The organism is Flagellimonas cixiensis, assembly GCF_042134615.1.
Classification (GTDB): Bacteria; Bacteroidota; Bacteroidia; order Flavobacteriales; family Flavobacteriaceae; genus Flagellimonas; species Flagellimonas cixiensis.
The window spans coordinates 362,898-384,010 of sequence record NZ_CP169639.1; the positions used below are offsets into that span (position 1 = coordinate 362,898).

Sequence of the window (21,113 nt, forward strand, 5' to 3'; positions counted from 1 at the left end):
GAACAATTTTTTTTCGTTTTTTTTGTTTTAGATTTAGAAACAACTAACCTCATAGCATAAAAATTTATGGCTGAATTGAGCGCCCCAAAGCAAAAATTATCAGCACTTATCATTACCTACAACGAAATAGGCTACATTGAAAAGTGTATTGAATCTATTTCCTTTGCCGATGAAATAATCGTTGTGGACTCTTTTAGTACGGATGGCACCTACGAATACCTTCAAAGTCATCCGAATGTAAAAGTGATTCAGAATCCCTTTGAAAACTTTACCGCTCAAAAATCATTTACTTTAAAGCAATCCACCAACGATTGGGTTTTGTTCTTGGATGCCGACGAAGTGGTAACTGAAAGCCTTCAAAAAGAAATCACGGAAACCATTAATAACCCCAAAGCGCAAGAAGCATATTGGTTTTATAGAAAGTTTATGTTCCAAAACCAGCCCCTTAATTATAGTGGTTGGCAAACCGATAAAAACCATAGGCTGTTCAGAAAAAGTAAGGCTCAGTTTACCGATAAGAAAATTGTGCACGAAACCCTTGAAGTGGATGGGAACTCTGGAGTTTTAAAAGAAAAACTTTTGCATTTCTGCTATAAAAATTATGAGGACTACAAGGGTAAGATGCTCTGTTACGGCCGATTAAAAGCCAAAGAAGACTTCTATAAAGAAAAGCACTTTAATTACCTGTTAATGACAGTAAAGCCCTTTTGGAAATTTTTCAACCATTATATAATTCGATTAGGATTTTTGGACGGAAAAAAGGGATTGACTATCTGCTATCTGAACGCATTAGGAGTTTTGGAACGCTTTAGGGAATTGAAGAGGCTGGAAACAAAGAACAAACTGGCCTACTATTTAGTGATGCCATAGTGGGTCCATACCACTTTTTGCGACTTTGTTTCTTTTCTAATCGCTTGATTTTTGGCGATTGATTCGGGGGTTTTATAGCCTCTCTTATGATCTAAATGCACACAAACGGCGCTATAACGCAATTGTTTGGACTTGATTCCAAAATTAAACAGTCGTTCGCCAAGTTCACGGTCCTGTCCTCCATATTGCATTCGCTCATCAAAACCGTTCACATTTAAGATATCCTTTTTCCAACCCGAGGAATTGTGTCCATTCCAACTGGCATTGGTAGGCGTAAACGTATTCAGAAACTTAGAAACTACACCGCTGGCAGTTAGTTTATTATTTTTAAAGGTTTTGGGAATTCCCTGTTCTTTAAGCCAGTGGATATTAAAACAGTTTTGCTTCTCAATATCCTCCTTGGTTATGATTTTGGAAATATTCATGGGCAGCATATAGTAGCCGCCAGAAATAAAATAACCTTCCGCTTTATTAATGTAATGTACCTCCACAAAATCCTCGCGGGGAATACAATCCCCATCGGTCATTATAATATAATCTGCATTACAGGCCTCAACAGCTTTATTTAAAATCCTTGATTTCTGAAAACCATCATCCTCTTGCCAAACATGAACAATATTATAAAATACCTTTTCGGACATTTCGTCCAATAATGCCTTGGTTTTTGGCCCTGAGCCATCATCGGCAATTACCACTTCAAAATCCTTGAAAATTTGACAATTGAAGCCCCAAAGCACCTTCTCTAGCCATTCTTCGGCATTATAGGTACTTACGATTACAGAAATCTTTGGCGGTTCTTTTTCTTTCGGACTCATCTTGGCAAAAATAGAAATATTAAATGTTATCGCATATGCTTAATTTTGTGATTCTAAAGTTCCATAATGAAGGTCAAGGAAATACCTGTATCACTTTATAACCAAATTAAGCTTTCTGGAAAACCGCTACATCAGCTGATTTCAAATAAAGAAAAAGCTCCAGTAGTAGTTTCTTTAGCTTCAATACCATCTAGATTGAACATTGTTCACCTCACCATCCGAAGCATTCTGAATCAGACCATACTTCCAGAACATTTGATTCTTTGGCTACACCAAGATTTAAAAAATCAAGTTCCAAAAAAATTATCTGTTTTAGAAGGAGACATATTTCAAATTAGATATACAGACTATTTTAGTTCGCACAGAAAACTTGTGGAACCTCTAAAACTATTTCCAGAAAAAACCATAATTACTTGCGATGACGACATGATGTATCGAGATAGTTGGTTGTCCAATATTCTTTCCGAACATCAAAACAATCCAAATACAGTCATTGCCAATCAAGTTCGTTGCATTTCGTATGATGATTCGGGCGCTTTGCTCCCTTATAAAGAATGGAAATCAAAAACTGAAAAGTGTGAAAACCCTAAATTAACTTTGCCCATAGGAGCTGGGGGAACACTTTACCCGTCCAATTGTCTACATGAGCAAGTTTTGGACAAGGAACTATTTTTAAAATTGACGCCAAAAGCTGACGACCTTTGGTTCAAAGCGATGAGTCTAATAAAGGGCACACCTTCACAAATGGCTTCCATCCCAACCAAAGAACCTATTCCCATCTGGGGATCACAAAAAGTCTCTCTGAAAAAGGGAAATATCGGCATGGACAAAAACCGAGACCAGTGGTTGGCATTATCAGAACATTTTAAATTTAAATTCTAAGACTTTGATAGACGAAATAAACCATTGCAATACCATACTTAAAGAAGGTGGCCTTATCCTCTACCCCACCGACACCGTTTGGGGCATTGGCTGCGATGCCAGCAATCCCGAAGCCGTAAAAAAAGTCTACGCCCTTAAAAAAAGGGAAGACAGCAAGGCCCTTATCTGTTTGGTTGCCAATCAAGCGATGTTGGAGCGTCATGTGCAAGAAGTTCCCGAAGTGGCTTACGATATTATGGATTTGGCTACCAAACCCACCACCATTGTATTTGATGAACCCAAAGGAATTGCTGCAAATCTTGTTGCCGAAGACAATACTTTGGCCATTCGCGTAGCTTCAGATAAATTCTGCCAGTACCTCATTAATAAGTTTGGAAAGCCCATTGTTTCCACCTCGGCGAATATTTCTGGCGAGCCCACCCCAAAACAGTTCAAGGATATAAGCCCAGAAATTTTAAAAGGAGTGGACTATGTGGTAAATTTGCCCGATGTAAATCAAAACCCTTCACCCTCTTCCATTATTAAACTGAGCAATGATGGACAAGTGAAGGTAATTCGGGAATAGATTGACGATGCAGGTTCATTTAGAAGCCATAAAACACCCCATTTTTAAACTCATTGGAGAAGCCGCCGACGAATTGGGCGTAGATGCTTACGTGATTGGTGGTTTTGTCCGTGATTATTTTTTAAAAAGAAATACCCCAAAAGACATAGATATTGTTGCCATTGGCAGTGGCATTGAATTAGCAAAGAAAGTAGCCTCCAAACTGGAGGGAAAACCTGAAATTTCAGTCTTTAAGAATTTTGGCACCGCCATGATCAAGCACAAAGACCTGGAACTGGAGTTTGTGGGTGCACGAAAAGAAAGCTACCATCACGATAGTAGAAAACCGGTGGTGGAAGATGGCACTTTGGAAGACGACCAAAACCGTCGCGATTTTACCATAAACGCGATGGCTATGTCACTAAACGCCTCCAATTTTGGTGAATTATTGGACCCTTTCAACGGTTTGGAAGATTTGGACAAGAAAATCATTCGAACACCCTTGGAGCCAGGCATCACCTATTCAGATGACCCGTTGCGCATGATGCGTGCCATTCGATTTGCCACCCAATTGCATTTTACCATCGAACTAAAATCACTGCAAGCCATCACTGAAAACCAAGAGCGCATTAAAATTGTATCCAAAGAGCGTATTGTAGATGAACTCAACAAAATATTGATGAGTCCCAAGCCGTCAATCGGATTTTCCTTGCTGCACAAAACCGGCTTGCTGCCGCTAATTTTACCCGAGCTTACCGCCTTGCAAGGCATCGAGGAAATTGAGGGACAACGCCACAAAGATAATTTCTGGCACACCTTGGAAGTGGTGGATAATATTTCGGAAACCACCGACAACCTTTGGTTGCGCTGGGCAGCCCTTTTGCATGATATTGGAAAGGCACCTACCAAAAAATTCCACAAAAAAATTGGTTGGACCTTTCACGCACACGAATTTGTGGGTTCTAAAATGGTTTACAAACTCTTCAAGAGGTTGCGGATGCCGTTGAACGAAAAAATGAAATTCGTTCAAAAAATGGTGATGATGAGCTCGCGCCCCATTATTCTATCTGAAGACCATGTAACCGATTCCGCGGTGCGCAGATTGGTTTTTGATGCTGGTGATAATGTGGAAGACCTCATGACCCTTTGCGAAGCGGATATTACCACCAAGAATCCAAAAAAGCAGAAAAAATACAAGAACAACTTTAAGATTGTTCGTCAAAAAATAGTGGAGGTTGAAGAACGCGACCATGTCCGAAATTTTCAACCACCAGTTTCTGGGGAGGAAATCATGGAAACTTTCAACCTAAAACCCTCCAAAGAAATCGGTATCATCAAAGATGCCATTAAAGAAGCCATTTTGGAAGGTGAAATCCCCAATGAATATGAGGCCGCCTTTCAATTTATGTTGGAAAAAGGCAAAGCATTGAACTTAAAAGTCAAGTCTGAATGAAAAATAACAAATACGTAGTGTACTGGTTGTTAACTGGGTGTTTTCTCATTTTCATAATGGTATTGGTTGGTGGTATTACCCGCCTTACCCACTCCGGACTTTCCATTTCTGACTATAAATTGATTCACGGCACCTTGCCCCCCATGACCGAGCAAGCGTGGGAAGAAGCCTTTGAATTGTACAAACAATACCCCGAGTACCAAAAGCTGAACAGTCATTTTGATCTTGAGGATTTTAAGGACATCTATTTCTGGGAATGGCTGCATCGATTTATCGGCAGATTTATAGGCATTGTTTTCATACTTCCTTTTTTGTATTTCCTTTTCACCAAGAAATTGGATAGGGCCACCATTAAAAAATGTGTGATTTTGCTGATAATGGGAGGATTTCAGGGCTTTTTGGGTTGGTATATGGTGAAAAGCGGTTTGGTGGACCGTCCAGATGTTTCCCATTTTAGGCTTGCAGCCCATTTGACCACTGCATTTTTGACTTTCGCTTACAGCCTGTGGGTGGCTTTGGACCTCATTTATCCATCAAAGAAAGAAATCAATAGAAGCTTAAGAAACCTAATTCGATTTGGATTGGTTCTGTTGTTGATTCAAATTATCTGGGGAGCCTTTGTGGCTGGTCTGGATGCAGGATTTATTCACAACCATTGGCCATTGATGAGCGATGGAAAATTGATTCACGAAACGGTCTACATCGAACAGCAACCTTTCATTAAAAACTTTTTTGAAGGAAAAAGCGGAGTTCAGTTTGTGCATCGTTACCTCGCATATGTGGTTGTTGGAATTATCGTTTTCATTTGGTTTAAAACTGGCAAAACAGAACGGACACCTTTGCAAGAAAAAGGGTTGAAAATGCTTTTGGGGTTGGTTTTTCTGCAATTTTTACTGGGTATATTAACACTGATTTACGCCGTACCTCTTTGGTTAGGTATTGCGCATCAGATAGGTGCATTTTTCTTATTGGCCGCCATGACGTTTACCCTGCACAGATTTACAAAATAAGGGCTATTTATCGTACCTTTGTGCCCACTCTAAAATTTTTTGGATGATTTATAAAATCAGGATAATACTTGATGCTGAGGAAGATACCTTTAGGGATATCGAGATTGAGGACAACACCACTTTGGAGGATTTCCATAACGCCATAACACAAGCTTTTGGTTTTGAGGGCAGTGAAATGGCATCCTTTTACACCTGTGACGAGGAATGGAACCAAGATGAGGAAATCGCACTTTTTGACATGAGTGAAAATGGTTCTGATATTCGGTTGATGAACGAGACCTTTTTAGAGGAGGTAATGACCGAAAACAACCCGAAATTGATCTATGTGTACGATTTTTTCAGCATGTGGACCTTTTTTGTGGAGCTTGCCGATATTGTTGAAAAAGAAGATGGACGCATTTATCCAAATGTATTGTTCAGTTTTGGAGAACTCCCCGACGCTCCGCCAGAGAAAAAGTTCGAAGCCGAAGAAAGTGACGAAGAAGATGGCAATTTCGACGACCTTTTGGACAGCTACGATGATATGGATTTTGACGAAAATTGGAATTAATCCTACCTTTCACCCTCAACCATTAACCCAAAAACCCTTTACCATTCACCCATAAACCCATTGCCCAAAAATGATTAACCTATACAACGCTCAAATTGAAAGTATTTCGCTTCACCGCGTAGGGAACAAAAGTAAAAATGAAGCTGCTTTTTTATCCTCCGAACCTTTCTCATTGAATGATGAAATGGCTGGTTTGCTAAAAGAATATTTCTTCAAACCATTTCGTGAAAAAGAGGAGAATTACTATCGTTTTGGCAATGATGTAGATGTAGAATTCAATGAAATCTTTAAAGCGGTTTCCGGGATTTTTGAAAACCCAGAGAACGGCCACGAAATCTCAAGGCAGATAACCTCTCATTTGTTCGAACAATCGAACCACCCACACATTAAAAGTGGTGAAGTATATGTGGTGCATTTTTCGGATATGGTCATCGATAACCAAAAAACCGATGCCGTTGGTATTTTTAAGAGTGAATTGAAGCATGATTTTCTTCAGTTTCAGGAACAGGAAAACAACCTTGAAATCTTGATTCGTCAAGGAATCAATATCAACAAATTGGACAAGGGTTGCGTGGTGTTCAATATGGACAAAGAAGAGGGGTATAAAGTATTATCTGTAGACAGCAACCGCTACGATGCCAAATATTGGGTAGAAAACTTTTTGGGCCTTGTTCCATTGACCGATGAGAACTTCTACACCAAAAACTACCTGAAATTCTGTCAAAATTTTGCCAAGGATGTAGTTTTGCCGGCGGAAGACAAACAGCAAGAAGTGTTGTTCATGAACCGTGCAGTGAACCACTTTGCCAAGAACGATAACTTTGAGGAAACTTCATTTTTGAATGAAGTGATGGAAAACCCAGATTTGATTCCCGAGTTTAAACACTACAAAGTAGAAAAAGGGCCCAAATACAGTATTGAGGATGTTTCCAATTTTGATATTGCGAACAAAGCCGTGAGCGATGCGCGTAGAAAAATTAAAAATGTCATCAACTTGGACACCAATATTCAGATTAAAATGGATTTTATTAATCCTGAATCTGCAGAAAAATTTGTGGAAAAAGGTTGGGACGAGGAACGCCAGATGTACTATTATTTGGTGTATTTCAACAAAGAACAGAAGAGCTAGAATTTCTTCTCGATAATCTGTTTCATACTTACATCCTCATAGTTTCGCTTCACAAAATCAAGGGCATGGATCAATATTTCCCCCATATTTTTGCTGTCCCTAAAATTGATGTCGCCCGTTAGCTCCTGCAACTGGGTTTTTAACATTTCTATGTTCTCAGGGGTGGAAATGGAATCCTTTCGGCAAATTTCCAACAGCAATTTTAACCTTCTGCCCCAACTCAAGATTCTTTTGGCAATAATGGAACGTTCCTCAACAATATACTGTTCCACCGAGTTCAAGGTAAGTTTGTCCTGCACCAAATCCACCATGATTTTGTTTTCTTTGAAAAATTGGGGACGGTACACCTTCAATTTTCCCTCATAACATTGCTGATCAAAATCAATCGCCCTGATTTTATAAACCACACTATCAAAATCGTGGGTTGGCACTACCACATAGTTGTAGGAACGCATATCGCCCAAAAGTCGAATCATACAGCGTTCGTTGAACTTTACAAATTCTTTGGCAATTTGTGCCTTATCAAAGGAAGAACATTCCGGAAGGTTCTTTTTAATGAACAAATCCCCTGGAATACCGACAATATGCTCTTCAATCAGGGTGTTTTCATAAATCACAAAGTTGAGATTGTAAGGCGAAAGCATATGCTCCAATTCCAAACCATATACGCGAGAAGCATCCGTTTTTTTTACATAAAGTAAGGTGTAGTTGTCATTCAAAATATTACGGACTTTAATGCGAAAGGGCTTGGAATTTCCAAAAGTGCAATAGTCCACATAATCCACATTCAAATATTGTAAAATGGAATCGCTACCATCGGACACAAAAATGGAATAGACCCTTTTTAAAGCCAAGTCAATTTCGTCCCGATCATATTCGGCATAATATACGCGCACCCAAAGGGTGTCCTCATCATTGGCATCATAAACGGCAACACTTCCAGAAAATCGCAATAGGTCGTCATAGTGAATAGGAATCTCTATTTTACGGTTGTAATAGTCCAAATATTCATTCAGCTCGTTACTAATGGGATAAGCTGGTTTCTTTTTCGACATTAATTTCTCTTCGGACATTGTATTTGATTATTTTGTAACAAATCTTGATAAACATCGTCAAGTTAGTATAAACCATTCAAAAAACGATAGCATCTCTTGGAAACAATACTGACCGTAAACCATCTCACTAAAAAATTCGGTTACCTCACCGCCGTAAACGACCTTTCCTTTACCATTGAAAAGGGAAACGTCTATGGTATTTTGGGACCTAATGGTAGTGGCAAGTCCACCACTCTGGGCATTATTTTGAACGTTGTTAACCGAACTTCTGGCGAATTCAGTTGGTTCGAGGGCAACACTTCAACTCACGAAGCCCTTAAAAAGGTAGGCGCCATTATTGAGCGACCCAACTTTTACCCGTACATGACAGCCATCCAAAACCTTAAATTGGTGTGCAAGATCAAAGAGGTGCCCGACACCAAAATTCAAGAGAAACTGGAATTGGTGGGACTTTGGGAGCGCAGGAACAGTAAGTTCAAAACCTATTCGTTGGGTATGAAACAGCGTTTGGCCATTGCCTCCGCCCTACTCAACGACCCTGAGATTCTTATTTTGGATGAGCCCACTAACGGCCTGGACCCGCAGGGAATCCACCAAATTCGAGAAATCATCAAAACCATTGCCGGTCAGGGTACCACCATTCTGCTGGCCTCCCATTTATTGGACGAAGTGGAAAAAGTATGTTCCCATGTGGTAATTCTTCGCAAAGGGGTGAATTTATATTCTGGTCCTGTGGATGGCATGTTGGCCAGTCACGGCTTTTTTGAACTGCGTACCACCGATATGGAGCAACTCAAAAGTCTATTGGAAAAAAATGCCAGTTTTGGAAAACTGGAAAACTTCAATGGCACTTTAACTGCTTATTTAAAAGAGGAAATGGATGCCGAAACCCTGAACAAAATGCTGTTTGAAAAAGGCATTGTGCTTTCCCATTTGGTAAAACGCAAAGAAAGCCTCGAAGAGCAATTTTTAACCCTGACCAACAACAACTAATCAAAAAACGTATGCTACGTCTACTTCAAATAGAATTTATAAAACTTTGGAACAATAGGGCAAGCAAGGTGCTCATCATCTCCTATTTTGTGCTATTGACCTCTATCGCATTGGTGGCCGCCATTAAGTTTGATATTGGCCCAGTCCAGTTTCATTTGGCCGACCAAGGAATCTTTAATTTTCCGTACATCTGGCACTTTAACAGCTTTGTTACGGCCTTGTTCAAATTGTTTCTGGCCATTGTGATCGTTTCCATGATGTCCAACGAATACAGCAATAAAACCATCAAACAAAACCTGATTGATGGGCTTTCGAAAAAAGAATTCATCCTTTCAAAGGTGCTGACCGTTGTTTCCTTTGCGGCGATTTCCACCGTATTTGTCTTCGTGGTGTCCATGATTCTTGGGTTGGCTTATTCCGATTACAATGAAATCTCCATCATATTTTCCGATTTAGGATTTTTAGTGGCCTTTTTCTTCAAATTGGTCGCCTTCTTTTCCTTTTGTCTCTTTCTGGGCATTTTGGTGAAACGCTCTGCTTTTGCTCTTGGATTTTTAATCATCTGGACCATTTTGGAGCAATTGGCTTTCGGACTTATGGGATGGAAATTCATGAGCTGGGATGCCGCGAAGAAAGTAAAAAGCCTCTTTCCTTTGGAATCCATGTCCAATATGATCAAGGAGCCGTTCAGTAGATTATCCGCCGTACAGACCATTGGCGACCAGATTGGGGAGAATCTTCGATTTGATTATCACACCTATTGGTATGAGTATCTTATCGTCATCTTTTGGACGGTCATTTTCATTTATTTGTCATATGCCTTGTTGAAGAAGCGCGATCTGTAAGGTATAAATAGCTAAAAGATATCCTAAAGTCGAGTGTTGCATAGCGTATCCTTTAGTATTTTTACTTCATGAAATTTCAGATTGTTTCCAACTTTGAACCTACTGGCGACCAGCCAGAAGCCATAAAGCAACTTGTCGAGGGAATTGAAGGCGATGTATCCCATCAAACCTTATTGGGTGTTACGGGTTCCGGGAAAACCTTTACCGTTGCCAATGTAGTGGAATCGGTACAGCGTCCCACTTTGGTTTTGGCCCATAACAAGACCTTGGCAGCGCAATTGTATTCGGAGTTCAAGCAATTTTTTCCCAATAATGCGGTGGAATACTTTGTATCCTACTACGATTATTACCAACCTGAAGCCTATATTCCCACTAGTGGACTTTACATTGAAAAAGACCTTTCGATCAACGAGGATATTGAAAAGCTTCGTTTGAGTGCGACCTCTTCCCTACTTTCAGGACGAAGGGATGTTTTGGTGGTTGCATCGGTATCCTGTCTGTATGGTATTGGAAACCCTGTGGAATTTCAAAAGAATGTGATTACCATCCATCGTGATCAGGTGATTTCCCGCACCAAATTTTTGAAACAATTGGTGCAGAGCCTTTATGCGCGTACCACGGCAGATTTCAGAAACGGGAATTTTCGGGTAAAAGGTGATGTGGTGGATGTATTCCCAGGTTATGCCGACCATGCCTTTCGCATTCACTTTTTCGGGGATGAAATCGAGGAAATTGAAGCACTGGACCCGTTCAACAATAATGTAATCGAGGTGTATGATTCCTTGAACATCTACCCTGCCAATATGTTTGTGACCTCACCAGATGTGTTACAAAATGCCATTCGTGATATTCAAGATGATTTGGTGAAACAAATCGACTATTTCAAAGAAATAGGACGACCCTTGGAAGCCAAACGCTTGGAGGAACGCACCAATTTTGATTTGGAAATGATCCGTGAACTTGGCTATTGTTCCGGAATCGAAAACTATTCCCGCTACTTGGATGGTCGCGAACCCGGCACCAGACCGTTCTGTTTGTTGGATTACTTTCCCGATGATTATTTAATGGTAATAGATGAAAGTCACGTGACCATTCCGCAAGTGCACGCCATGTACGGAGGCGACCGCTCTCGAAAGGAAAATTTGGTGGAATACGGATTCCGCTTGCCCGCTGCGATGGATAACCGCCCACTAAAATTTGAGGAATTTGAACTGCTTCAAAACCAAGTGTTGTACGTGAGTGCCACTCCCGCAGATTATGAATTGGAGTTAAGCCAAGGGGTGTATGTGGAGCAGATTATTCGCCCCACAGGTTTGTTGGATCCCATCATCGAGGTGAGGCCCAGTGAAAACCAAATTGATGATTTGGTAGAGGAAATTCAACAACGCGTTGAATTGGATGAGCGAACTTTGGTGACCACTTTGACCAAAAGGATGGCAGAAGAACTTACGAAATACCTTTCTCGAATCGATGTGCGATGTCGTTACATCCATAGTGACGTGGACACCTTGGAGCGTGTAGAAATCATGCAAGATCTCCGAAAAGGGCTGTTCGATGTTTTGATCGGGGTAAACTTGTTACGTGAGGGGTTGGATTTGCCCGAAGTATCATTGGTGGCCATTTTGGATGCAGATAAAGAGGGTTTTTTAAGAAGTAATCGTTCCTTGACCCAAACGGTGGGCCGAGCTGCCCGTAACTTGAACGGAAAGGCCATTATGTATGCGGATAAAATCACCGACAGCATGCAAAAGACTATCGATGAGACCAATTACCGGAGGGAAAAACAGATGAGCTACAACAAAGAGCATAACATCACTCCAAAAGCATTGAATAAAAGTTTGGACAGTGTTCTTGCCAAAAATTCGGTATCTACTTATCATTTTGAAAAAGAAGAATTGCGTGCTGCTGAACCCGATTTGGCCTATTTGACGCAAGATCAAAAAGAAAAATTGATTCGAGATAAGCGAAAAGCCATGGAAAAAGCAGCAAAAGAACTTAATTTTATGGAAGCGGCCAAACTACGAGACGAAATCAAGTCGCTCCAAGAATCATGAAACCAACACCACCGACCAACCTTTACCTGAACTTTTTTCTGATATTTTTCATCGCTTTGGGCGTTCAAGGCCAGAAACTCAGCAAAAAACAAATTGAAACGGCAACCCAAAAAGAATTCAGGATTTCCGTTACGAGCTTACTGGATTTTTTAACCATTCCCAATGATGGGAATTATCCTGACCAAATTGAAGCCAACCTTCAGGAATGTACTACCATTTTTTCTGAACTGGGATTCAAAACCCAACGATTGGAAATGCAAGGCGCTCCATTGCTCTTTGCCGAAAAGAAGTTTCCTAAAAAAACCAAGACACTACTCTTCTACCTTCAAATTGACGGGCAACCAGTAGACTCCACGGAATGGCACCAACCTAGTCCATATGTGCCTGTCTTGAAGACCAAAACTGAAGAGGGAAAATGGGAAATCTTGACCACAAATTTGGACAAAACAGAATTGGATATGGATTGGCGCATTTATGCACGATCTGCTTCTGATTCCAAAGGTCCATCCATGGCGTTTATCTCTGCGCTTCGCATTATGGAAAAGTTGGGCAAGACTCCAGAATACAACATAAAGGTCATTATGGACTTTCAAGAGGAATTGGGTTCTCCCGACCTGCCCGAAGTAGTTCAAAAACACAGCGATCTATTAGCAGCAGATGGCATATTGATCATGGATGGCACCAGACACCTTTCAAATCTACCCACCTTGACCTATGGTGCAAGAGGAATGGCCTCAGCCACCTTAACGGTTTTTGGAGCTAAACGAGCATTGCATAGTGGACAATACGGAAACTTTTCCCCAAACCCCATTTTTATGGCCTCTCGCCTATTGGGTTCTTTGAAGAATGAGGAGGGCATTGTGCAAATCCCAGGGTTTTATGATGGCATTGCTTTATCCGAAAGTGAAAAGATGAAATTGAACCAAGTTCCTGAGAACATGGAGACCATAAAGCGAAATCTTGGTATTGCTGCACCCGATAAAGTAGGAACAACCTATCAAGAAGCCTTACAATACCCTTCTTTGAACATCAGGGGCTTGAAATCTGCTTGGGTAGGCAAGGAAGTTAGAACTATTATCCCTTCGGAGGTTATCGCTGAAATTGATATGCGTTTGGTTCCGGAATCGGACGGGAAAAAATTAATGGAGTCTCTAAAGCAATATATTGTAGATCAAGGTTTTCATCTAGTGGATTCTATTCCTAGTGATGAAGAAAGAAGTAAGTATCCAAAACTGGCATCATTTACCTATAAATTGGGTTCCATGCCCTTTCGCACCGATTTTGATTCTTCCATTGGCCATATGCTCAACCGCGCCATGGAACGACTTTTTGGAGACCAATTTGTGAACATGAGAACCACCGGAGGCTCTCAACCCATTGCTCCCTTTATCAATACCTTGGGCGTGCCAGCGGTTTCTCTTCGTATTCCAAATCCGGACAATAGCATTCATGCACCCAACGAAAATTTACGCCTTGGTAATTATTTGGAAGGCATCATGTCCTGCATGGCGGTACTTTCGGAACCCATGGAATAAAACCAAAAAAGTGCGCCCCCAGCTTTCGCGGGAGCGCACCTCAAACTAACCAACTAAACCAACCCTGCCTGACCGGCAGGCAGGCATCATGAAACACCTTCTAGTTGGCGCTCTAATTTCTTTCGGGTTTTAGGCGATTTCTATCAATCTTTTTGGTTTAGGCAATGCCTCTTGTCTTTTGGGCAATGTCAATCTCAATACCCCATCTGCATACTTTGCATCTATTTTGGAACCGTCAACGGTTTCTGGCAAAGTAAAGGCTCTTTTGAACGAAGTATAGGAGAATTCCCTTCTGGTATAATTCTCTTTGTTTTCTTCATTTTCAGATTTTACTTCGCTGGAAATGGTCAACACATCGTTATCGATTTCTACGGTAAAATCATCTTTTTTCATACCGGGAACGGCAAGTTCCAATTCAAAATTTTCGGTATTGTCCTTTATATTGACTGCAGGAACGGAAGTATTCCACTTATCTGTTCCACCAAACCAGTCAGGGGTAACAAAATCGTTCATCAAGGATGGGAAAAACAGGTTGTTTCTTTTTACTATACTCATGGCGATTCAATTTTTAGTTAAACATTTAAATCACCCAGTAAAAAACAAAACCTGTACCAATGCAAAATTCATGTCGTTTTGACATGATTGTTATAGATTATAGTGTCATTTTGACATTAATTGTAATGTGCCTTGAATATATTGATGAGGACGTCTGGTGGAATGATGTTGTCTGGGTAGTTGTGCATCACCTCCAAAACTTGACCAATGGCCACTGGGGGAAGCCCCATTTTCAACCCTATGTTATAAAGTGTATTGATTTCCTTGCGGTGTTGCTCCCTGTCAATGTTCATCAACAACAACAACCGATGAAATTGCACAATCCGTTCTGCCTGGGTTTTTAATCTAACCTTTGGTGATTTCTCTTTCAACAAGCTGTCAAAAGTAGGTCTGTCTATACCTAAATTATGGGCCACTTTTAACAGAAATTCGTACTCCGACTGTTTTAGGGAATGGTCCACTCTAGCGAAAGCAATCATCTCTGAAAGAATGCTCAATTTTTCCTTGTGTGTACCCATATCACTTGGTTTTGGTTGATATCTGGTACTTACATAACTCAAAAACCTTGGTTTTAGTACACAAAAAGGCCCTGAATATCAGGGCCTTTTCTAACTAACTCAAAATAATTTCCGTCTATTAGGCGGTAATCCTTACTGGAACTTCGTAAACTCTACCAGGAACTACAGCGGATGAAGACACCTTTTGGTAGTTCAAACGGCTTTTTACGAAGCCTTCCAAAATTTCATCTTTGGTTTCTACAGAAAGTACAACTACTTCACCTTTCTCGTTGATGATAAAACTAACTTCAGCAGTTAAATCGCCGGTCGATTCCAAATTGAATTGATTATCTTTCAACATGTCGTAAATCTGACCACTTAGGTTGTTGCTTTCGTTGGCTACTTTCTTTTTGCCTTTGTTGGCAAATACACTCATTACGGCGAATAACGCCAATACCGTAGAAACAGTTTTAATTTTTCTCATGATTTTTGTTTTTTTGATTAATGATGATTAATGATTCGTCAAAAACAGGGGTGATTATGATTCCCTTTTTAAAGACACCTCAAAAATAAGACGATTAAAAAATTAAATTGTTACACTTTTCTGAGATTTAACAAATGTTTAATTTATTTAACTTTTCAATAACGTATTGATTTTAAGGGTTTTTCAATGTTATTTTAAATTTCCTGAGAATCCTAAAATAATACATATAAATATGTGACGTATTTGCTGTAAACACCTTAAAATACTAAGGTTTTAGTATTTTGAAACCCCTAAAAACAAAAAGGGCAAGGTTGTATTAACCCTGCCCTTTTAAGCTTATAAATTGAGTCTCTGAGCCTAGCTCAAAACTTCTTTAACTTTGTCTGCTGCTTCTTTAAATTGAACGGCAGAATGCACCGCTAAACCGGAATTATCGATGATTTCTTTCGCCAATTCCGCATTTGTTCCTTGCAATCTTACAATAATTGGCACCTGAATGGCGTCTCCCATGTTTTTGTAAGCATCTACAACTCCCTGCGCAACACGATCACAACGTACAATACCTCCAAAGATGTTGATCAAAATTGCTTTTACGTTTGGATCTTTAAGGATGATTCGGAAAGCTTCCTCTACCCTTTTGGCATCTGCCGTACCTCCAACGTCCAAGAAGTTGGCCGGTTCACCACCAGCCATCTTGATCAAGTCCATGGTTGCCATTGCCAAACCGGCTCCGTTTACCATACACCCTACGTTACCATCCAAATCCACATAGTTCAAACCTACCTCACGAGCTTCAACCTCAATTGGGTTCTCTTCGCGAAGGTCACGCATTTCTGCATAAGCTTTTCTTCTGTATAAGGCATTGTCGTCGATGGTCACCTTGGCATCAACAGCCATAATTTTATCGTCTGAAGTCTTCAACACCGGGTTGATCTCAAAAAGACTGGAATCACTTTCTACATAAGCTTTGTACAATGAGCTTACGAATTTTGTCATTTCTTTGAATGCTGTTCCAGACAGTCCTAAGTTAAAGGCAATTCTTCTAGCTTGAAATGGCAAAAGCCCCATAGTTGGGTCAATTTCCTCAGTAAAAATCAAATGAGGGGTCTTTTCAGCAACTTCCTCGATATCCATACCTCCTTCGGTAGAATACATGATCATGTTTTTACCTGTTCCTCTGTTCAACAAAACAGACATATAGAACTCACTGGTTTCGCTATCACCTGGGTAGTACACATCCTCTGCCACCAATACTTGGTGCACCTTTTTACCTTCGGCAGACGTCTGTGGAGTCACCAAGTTCATTCCAATGATGCTTCCTGCCAATTCCTCAACCTCTTTCAAGTTTTTAGCAAGTTTTACACCGCCGCCCTTACCACGACCACCTGCGTGTACCTGGGCTTTGATAACGTGCCATCCGGTACCGGTTTCTTGAGTAAGTTGTTTTGCGGCATCTACCGCTTCCTTGGCATTGTGTGCAACAATTCCTCGCTGGATTCTAACGCCAAAACTGGCAAGAATCTCTTTTCCTTGATATTCGTGAAGATTCATCTGTGAATTTACTTTTGTTTGATGACAAAAATAAAAAACCCCAAGGAGATATTGAAGATGATAATTGATTAATTACCTATAAATATGTATTATTTGAAACGCTACAACTTAAAATCCTGAAAGTTCAGTGGGTCGAAGTTTTTAAAATGTCCGTTCATTTCGATTACTGACTTGGTTCGGTTCACTTCGTTGAGCACTTGGGCGGTGGCCTCCAAATGACTTTTAATAAAATTGAGTCGGTCTGTTTCCTTCGGCATAAGTAACAATTCATACTCTTGTTGAAAAGACAATCCCATTTTATGGGCCAAGGTATAACTGTTGAATTGTTTAGGGGCTATCTTGGTAAATGGAACATCCATGATTTGGTAAAGTTCCTCTACTTTTTGTATCACCTCAAAACGCAGGTTGTCATCCGCATCGTTTTCCATATCCAAAAACTCAATTTCACCACCAGCATACAGTTTGCCGTCCATAAACTCTTCAAAACTCAACACTTTAAAAACTTGACGGGCGACGCATACCACATCCATTTCACCAGAGTCATAGGTGTTCACCACTTCCACCAACTGCACTTCGGTTCCGTAAGAAATTTTGTTGTTGATGAAAACCGGAATACCAAAAGTCATGGCCTCTTTTCGGCAATCGTTGATGAGCTGCTTGTAACGCTCCTCAAAAATATGAAGGGGCACAGTTTCCCCCGGATAAAAAACAGATTGTAAAGGAAATAAAGGAAGTTTCATAGTTGCAGTTTGCTTAAAAATACAACCTAGGTGGTAAAGCCGCAACCTCTAGCTGTCAGGCTGTAGTTACAAAACAAACAATGTGTTATATTTTTATAGAAAATATTTAATTTTCTTGTACAGAAACCGCACAAAGTATAGTTTTGTCCAAATACCTATATCGTATGAATTCTAAGGATTTACTTCAACTGACTGAACAATTTGGCGCACCACTATATGTGTATGATGCCGATAAGATCACTTCGCAATACCAAAAGCTAACCAAGGCTTTTAAGAGTGTTTCCAGTCTTCGGTTGAATTACGCTGCAAAAGCATTGTCCAACATAAGTATTCTTAGACTATTTAATAGTTTGGGAAGCGGATTGGACACGGTATCCATACAAGAGGTAAAATTAGGGCTTTTGGCCGGTTTTAAGCCAGAATCCATCATTTTCACTCCAAATGGGGTATCCTTGGAAGAAATTGAGGATGCTGCGGCTTTGGGGGTTCAAGTGAATATCGACAACCTTTCCATTTTGGAGCAATTTGGAAGCAAACACCCTGACATCCCAGTTTGTATTCGAATTAACCCACACGTTATGGCAGGTGGAAATTCCAATATTTCCGTTGGTCATATCGATTCCAAGTTTGGTATCAGCATCCACCAAATACCGCATTTACTGCGCATCGTGGAGTTGACCAATATGAACATCAACGGTATACATATGCATACCGGTAGCGATATTTTGGATATCGACGTATTCCTTTATGCTTCCGAAATTTTGTTCGATACCGCCAAAAACTTCAAAGATTTGGAGTTTATCGATTTTGGTAGCGGATTTAAAGTGCCTTATAAAGAAGGAGACATTGAGACCAATATTGATGAATTGGGCAAAAAATTATCCAAAAGGTTCAACGAGTTCTGCAAAGAATACGGTAGAGAGTTGACCTTGGCCTTTGAGCCCGGTAAATTTTTGGTGAGTGAAGCAGGCTCTTTTTTGGCCAAGGTAAATGTGGTAAAACAAACCACTTCTACGGTTTTTGCCAGTGTAGATTCGGGTTTCAACCACTTGATTCGCCCCATGTTGTATGGTTCCAGACACGAAATCATTAATATTTCAAATCCTAATGGAAAAGAGCGTTACTATTCAGTAGTGGGCTACATCTGTGAAACCGATACTTTTGGCAGCAACAGAAGAATCAACGAGATTTCCGAAGGTGATATTTTGTGCTTTAAAAATGCAGGCGCCTATTGCTTTACCATGGCCAGCAACTACAACTCTAGATACCGTCCGGCCGAAGTGCTTTGGTACAATGGAAAAGCGCATCTCATCAGAAAAAGAGAAACTTTTGATGATATCTTGGCCAATCAAGTGGATATGAAAGAGCTTTTCGAAACGGCCAAGAAGGAAACGGTTAAGTAAATATTTAGTGTCAACCCAAGATTTCTTTAATACTTTTTTGGCATAATTTTCGTTAGTTTTATAATACGTTAACGACCTATTTGTCAAAACTTGAGGATTATGCGCCGATATATTACCCAAATCAGTTTAGTAGTTGTTCTTTTCGTTGGTTTTAATACCTACGCTCAAGATATTAAATGGCTTTCTTGGGAAGAAGCTGTTGAGCTTGCCCAAACCGATGCCCAACCTAAAAAAATGTTCATCGACGTATATACGGATTGGTGTGGTTGGTGCAAGAAAATGGATAAGGATACTTTTCAGAACCCTGCAGTTTCAAAATATATGCAGGATAATTTCTATATGGTAAAAATGGATGCGGAAGGAAAAGACCCTATTACCTATCAGGGTAAAACCTTTAAATATGTTCCTTCAGGAAGAAGAGGTTACCATGAGTTAGCCGCCGCACTTTTACAAGGCCAAATGAGCTACCCAACGGTTGTGTTTTTGGATGAAAATTTGAATATGCTGTCCCCAGTACCAGGATATCAAAAAGTTGACCCCTTTCTTCAGATTGCCAAATACTTTGGTGACAACATCTACAAAGACAAAGATTGGGCTACCTACACAGGTAAGTAACCCAATTTCCATCTATAAACTTTACCTACTGTAATTAGGACTTTCCTTAGTGATGGTTACATCGTGAGGGTGACTTTCGTGGATACCACTGGAAGTAATTTTAACAAAACGACCTGTCTCTTTTAAGGTGGCAATATCTTTGGCTCCACAATAGCCCATTCCAGCTCTTAGCCCACCAATAAATTGGTGCATGCTTTCAAAAAGCTCGCCTTTATAAGGTACACGTCCCACAATTCCTTCGGGAACCAATTTTTTGATATCGTCCTCTACATCCTGGAAATAACGATCCTTGCTACCATGTTTCATGGCCTCTACTGAGCCCATACCTCGGTACGATTTGAACTTTCTGCCTTCATAAATGATGGTTTCTCCTGGAGACTCTTTGGTTCCTGCAAGTAAAGAACCCAACATTACGGTATCGGCTCCTGCAGCAATAGCTTTGGGAATATCACCCGTATATCGGATTCCACCATCGGCTATAACAGGAACTCCCGTGCCCTTTAGGGCTGCGGAAACCTCCAAAACAGCAGAAAACTGGGGAAAACCAACTCCTGCAACAACGCGAGTGGTACAAATAGAACCAGGCCCAATACCAACTTTTACGGCATCGGCGCCAGCTTCCACCAAATATTTGGCCGCTTCGGCCGTGGCAATGTTACCGACCACGACGTCCAATTCTGGAAATGATTTTTTCACTTCTTTTAAAATACCCACCACACCTTTGGTGTGACCATGGGCCGTATCGATGATAATGGCATCAACCCCGGCATGGACCAAAGCTCCTGCACGTTCTACAGCATCTGCAGTAACCCCAATGGCAGCAGCAACACGCAAACGACCGTATTGGTCTTTATTGGCAATTGGTTTTTGGGTCAATTTGGTGATATCTCGAAAGGTAATCAACCCAACAAGTTCCTCCTTATCATTTACTACCGGAAGTTTTTCAATCTTATTTTCCTGAAGAATCACTTCTGCTTGTTGTAAAGAAGTACCCTCGCCAACGGTCACCAGGTTTTCCGAAGTCATAACTTCAGCGATGGGTCGGTCATCGTTTTTCTCAAAGCGTAGGTCACGATTGGTCACAATACCAATCAATTTTTTATCGGCATCAACAATGGGAATACCCCCAATGCTGTGTTCTTTCATATTGGCCTTGGCATCACGCACCACCGAATTTAGCGGAAGTGTCACAGGATCCATGATCATACCGCTTTCGGCACGTTTCACTTTTCGGACCTTGAGGGCCTGCTCCTCTACCGACATGTTTTTGTGCAATACCCCAATACCACCTTCCCTAGCCATGGCAATTGCCATTCTAGATTCGGTAACAGTATCCATCGCAGCCGAAACTATGGGCACATTGATGGTGATATTACGCGTAAATTTTGATTGAATGTTAACTTCTCGGGGGAGAACTTCGGAATATGCTGGCACAAGTAGAACGTCGTCGTATGTGAGTCCTTCGCCAACAATTTTGTTTTGGTGAGCTTCCATTGCAATTACGGATTAATTGCGTGCAAATATACCACTAAT

Annotated in this window: 21 protein-coding genes; 13 read left to right on the forward strand and 8 right to left on the reverse strand. The window is 40.6% G+C overall.

Annotated elements, in window-relative coordinates; all coding sequences use genetic code 11:
- The first annotated feature begins 66 nt into the window (after positions 1-66).
- Complete coding sequence (locus tag ABT310_RS01585; RefSeq protein ID WP_375325017.1) at positions 67-870, forward strand: glycosyltransferase family 2 protein; 804 nt, start codon at positions 67-69, stop codon at positions 868-870.
- Here ABT310_RS01585 and ABT310_RS01590 read toward each other — a convergent pair.
- On the reverse strand, positions 852-1,685 hold the full coding sequence (locus ABT310_RS01590) for a glycosyltransferase family 2 protein (RefSeq protein WP_375325018.1): 834 nt from the start codon (positions 1,683-1,685) through the stop codon (positions 852-854). The two genes, ABT310_RS01585 and ABT310_RS01590, sit on opposite strands and share 19 nt — an antisense overlap.
- A gap of 66 nt (positions 1,686-1,751) precedes the next feature.
- Here ABT310_RS01590 and ABT310_RS01595 point away from each other — a divergent pair, with 66 nt between their 5' ends.
- The 6 genes from ABT310_RS01595 (at position 1,752) to ABT310_RS01620 (ending at position 7,253) form a co-directional block, all read left to right on the forward strand.
- Positions 1,752-2,567: a zinc-binding alcohol dehydrogenase gene (locus ABT310_RS01595; protein WP_375325019.1), complete on the forward strand. Its 816-nt coding sequence runs from the start codon at positions 1,752-1,754 to the stop codon at positions 2,565-2,567.
- Positions 2,568-2,571: 4 nt separating this feature from the next.
- A complete protein-coding gene (locus tag ABT310_RS01600) occupies positions 2,572-3,132 on the forward strand; it encodes an L-threonylcarbamoyladenylate synthase (RefSeq protein ID WP_375325020.1) in 561 nt (186 codons plus the stop codon).
- A gap of 7 nt (positions 3,133-3,139) precedes the next feature.
- Complete coding sequence (locus tag ABT310_RS01605; protein WP_375325021.1) at positions 3,140-4,564, forward strand: CCA tRNA nucleotidyltransferase; 1,425 nt, start codon at positions 3,140-3,142, stop codon at positions 4,562-4,564.
- Positions 4,561-5,574: a COX15/CtaA family protein gene (locus ABT310_RS01610; protein ID WP_375325022.1), complete on the forward strand. Its 1,014-nt coding sequence runs from the start codon at positions 4,561-4,563 to the stop codon at positions 5,572-5,574. The genes ABT310_RS01605 and ABT310_RS01610 overlap by 4 nt, the downstream gene beginning before the upstream one ends.
- 43 nt (positions 5,575-5,617) lie before the next feature.
- Positions 5,618-6,124: a hypothetical protein gene (locus tag ABT310_RS01615; RefSeq protein ID WP_375325023.1), complete on the forward strand. Its 507-nt coding sequence runs from the start codon at positions 5,618-5,620 to the stop codon at positions 6,122-6,124.
- Between the two features lie 70 nt (positions 6,125-6,194).
- On the forward strand, positions 6,195-7,253 hold the full coding sequence (locus ABT310_RS01620) for a nucleoid-associated protein (RefSeq protein WP_375325024.1): 1,059 nt from the start codon (positions 6,195-6,197) through the stop codon (positions 7,251-7,253).
- Here the strand turns inward: ABT310_RS01620 and ABT310_RS01625 are convergent.
- Complete coding sequence (locus ABT310_RS01625; protein ID WP_375325025.1) at positions 7,250-8,326, reverse strand: hypothetical protein; 1,077 nt, start codon at positions 8,324-8,326, stop codon at positions 7,250-7,252. The genes ABT310_RS01620 and ABT310_RS01625 overlap by 4 nt on opposite strands.
- Positions 8,327-8,404: 78 nt before the next feature.
- Here ABT310_RS01625 and ABT310_RS01630 point away from each other — a divergent pair, with 78 nt between their 5' ends.
- From ABT310_RS01630 to ABT310_RS01645, 4 genes are all read left to right on the forward strand, one after another.
- A complete protein-coding gene (locus tag ABT310_RS01630; RefSeq protein WP_375325026.1) occupies positions 8,405-9,301 on the forward strand; it encodes an ABC transporter ATP-binding protein in 897 nt (298 codons plus the stop codon).
- Between the two features lie 11 nt (positions 9,302-9,312).
- Positions 9,313-10,146 (forward strand): ABC transporter permease, encoded by an 834-nt coding sequence (locus tag ABT310_RS01635; protein ID WP_375325027.1) that lies wholly within the window; start codon positions 9,313-9,315, stop codon positions 10,144-10,146.
- 68 nt (positions 10,147-10,214) lie between these two features.
- On the forward strand, positions 10,215-12,200 hold the full coding sequence (gene uvrB / locus ABT310_RS01640; RefSeq protein ID WP_375325028.1) for an excinuclease ABC subunit UvrB: 1,986 nt from the start codon (positions 10,215-10,217) through the stop codon (positions 12,198-12,200).
- Positions 12,197-13,735 (forward strand): M20/M25/M40 family metallo-hydrolase, encoded by a 1,539-nt coding sequence (locus tag ABT310_RS01645; protein WP_375325029.1) that lies wholly within the window; start codon positions 12,197-12,199, stop codon positions 13,733-13,735. The genes uvrB and ABT310_RS01645 overlap by 4 nt, the downstream gene beginning before the upstream one ends.
- A 129-nt stretch (positions 13,736-13,864) precedes the next feature.
- On the opposite strand, the gene ABT310_RS01650 is transcribed toward ABT310_RS01645, so the two are convergent.
- From ABT310_RS01650 to ABT310_RS01670, 5 genes are all read right to left on the reverse strand, one after another.
- A complete protein-coding gene (locus tag ABT310_RS01650; protein ID WP_375325030.1) occupies positions 13,865-14,290 on the reverse strand; it encodes an Hsp20/alpha crystallin family protein in 426 nt (141 codons plus the stop codon).
- Positions 14,291-14,406: 116 nt separating this feature from the next.
- On the reverse strand, positions 14,407-14,808 hold the full coding sequence (locus ABT310_RS01655; RefSeq protein ID WP_375325031.1) for a TerB family tellurite resistance protein: 402 nt from the start codon (positions 14,806-14,808) through the stop codon (positions 14,407-14,409).
- Positions 14,809-14,926: 118 nt separating this feature from the next.
- The gene (locus ABT310_RS01660) at positions 14,927-15,271 is read right to left on the reverse strand and encodes a hypothetical protein (RefSeq protein WP_375325032.1); all 345 of its coding nucleotides are present in this window, start codon (positions 15,269-15,271) and stop codon (positions 14,927-14,929) included.
- Between the two features lie 357 nt (positions 15,272-15,628).
- Positions 15,629-16,822: an ADP-forming succinate--CoA ligase subunit beta gene (gene sucC / locus ABT310_RS01665; RefSeq protein ID WP_375325033.1), complete on the reverse strand. Its 1,194-nt coding sequence runs from the start codon at positions 16,820-16,822 to the stop codon at positions 15,629-15,631.
- A gap of 101 nt (positions 16,823-16,923) precedes the next feature.
- A complete protein-coding gene (locus ABT310_RS01670; protein ID WP_375325034.1) occupies positions 16,924-17,562 on the reverse strand; it encodes an LON peptidase substrate-binding domain-containing protein in 639 nt (212 codons plus the stop codon).
- A gap of 164 nt (positions 17,563-17,726) precedes the next feature.
- Between ABT310_RS01670 and lysA the strand changes: the two genes are divergently transcribed.
- The gene (lysA, locus tag ABT310_RS01675) at positions 17,727-18,965 is read left to right on the forward strand and encodes a diaminopimelate decarboxylase (RefSeq protein ID WP_375325035.1); all 1,239 of its coding nucleotides are present in this window, start codon (positions 17,727-17,729) and stop codon (positions 18,963-18,965) included.
- Positions 18,966-19,064: 99 nt separating this feature from the next.
- On the forward strand, positions 19,065-19,580 hold the full coding sequence (locus ABT310_RS01680) for a thioredoxin family protein (RefSeq protein WP_375325036.1): 516 nt from the start codon (positions 19,065-19,067) through the stop codon (positions 19,578-19,580).
- Positions 19,581-19,601: 21 nt separating this feature from the next.
- On the opposite strand, the gene guaB is transcribed toward ABT310_RS01680, so the two are convergent.
- Positions 19,602-21,074 carry an IMP dehydrogenase gene (guaB, locus tag ABT310_RS01685; RefSeq protein WP_375325037.1) on the reverse strand — a complete coding sequence of 491 codons (1,473 nt, stop codon included), beginning with the start codon at positions 21,072-21,074 and terminating at the stop codon, positions 19,602-19,604.
- Positions 21,075-21,113: the final 39 nt, after the last annotated feature.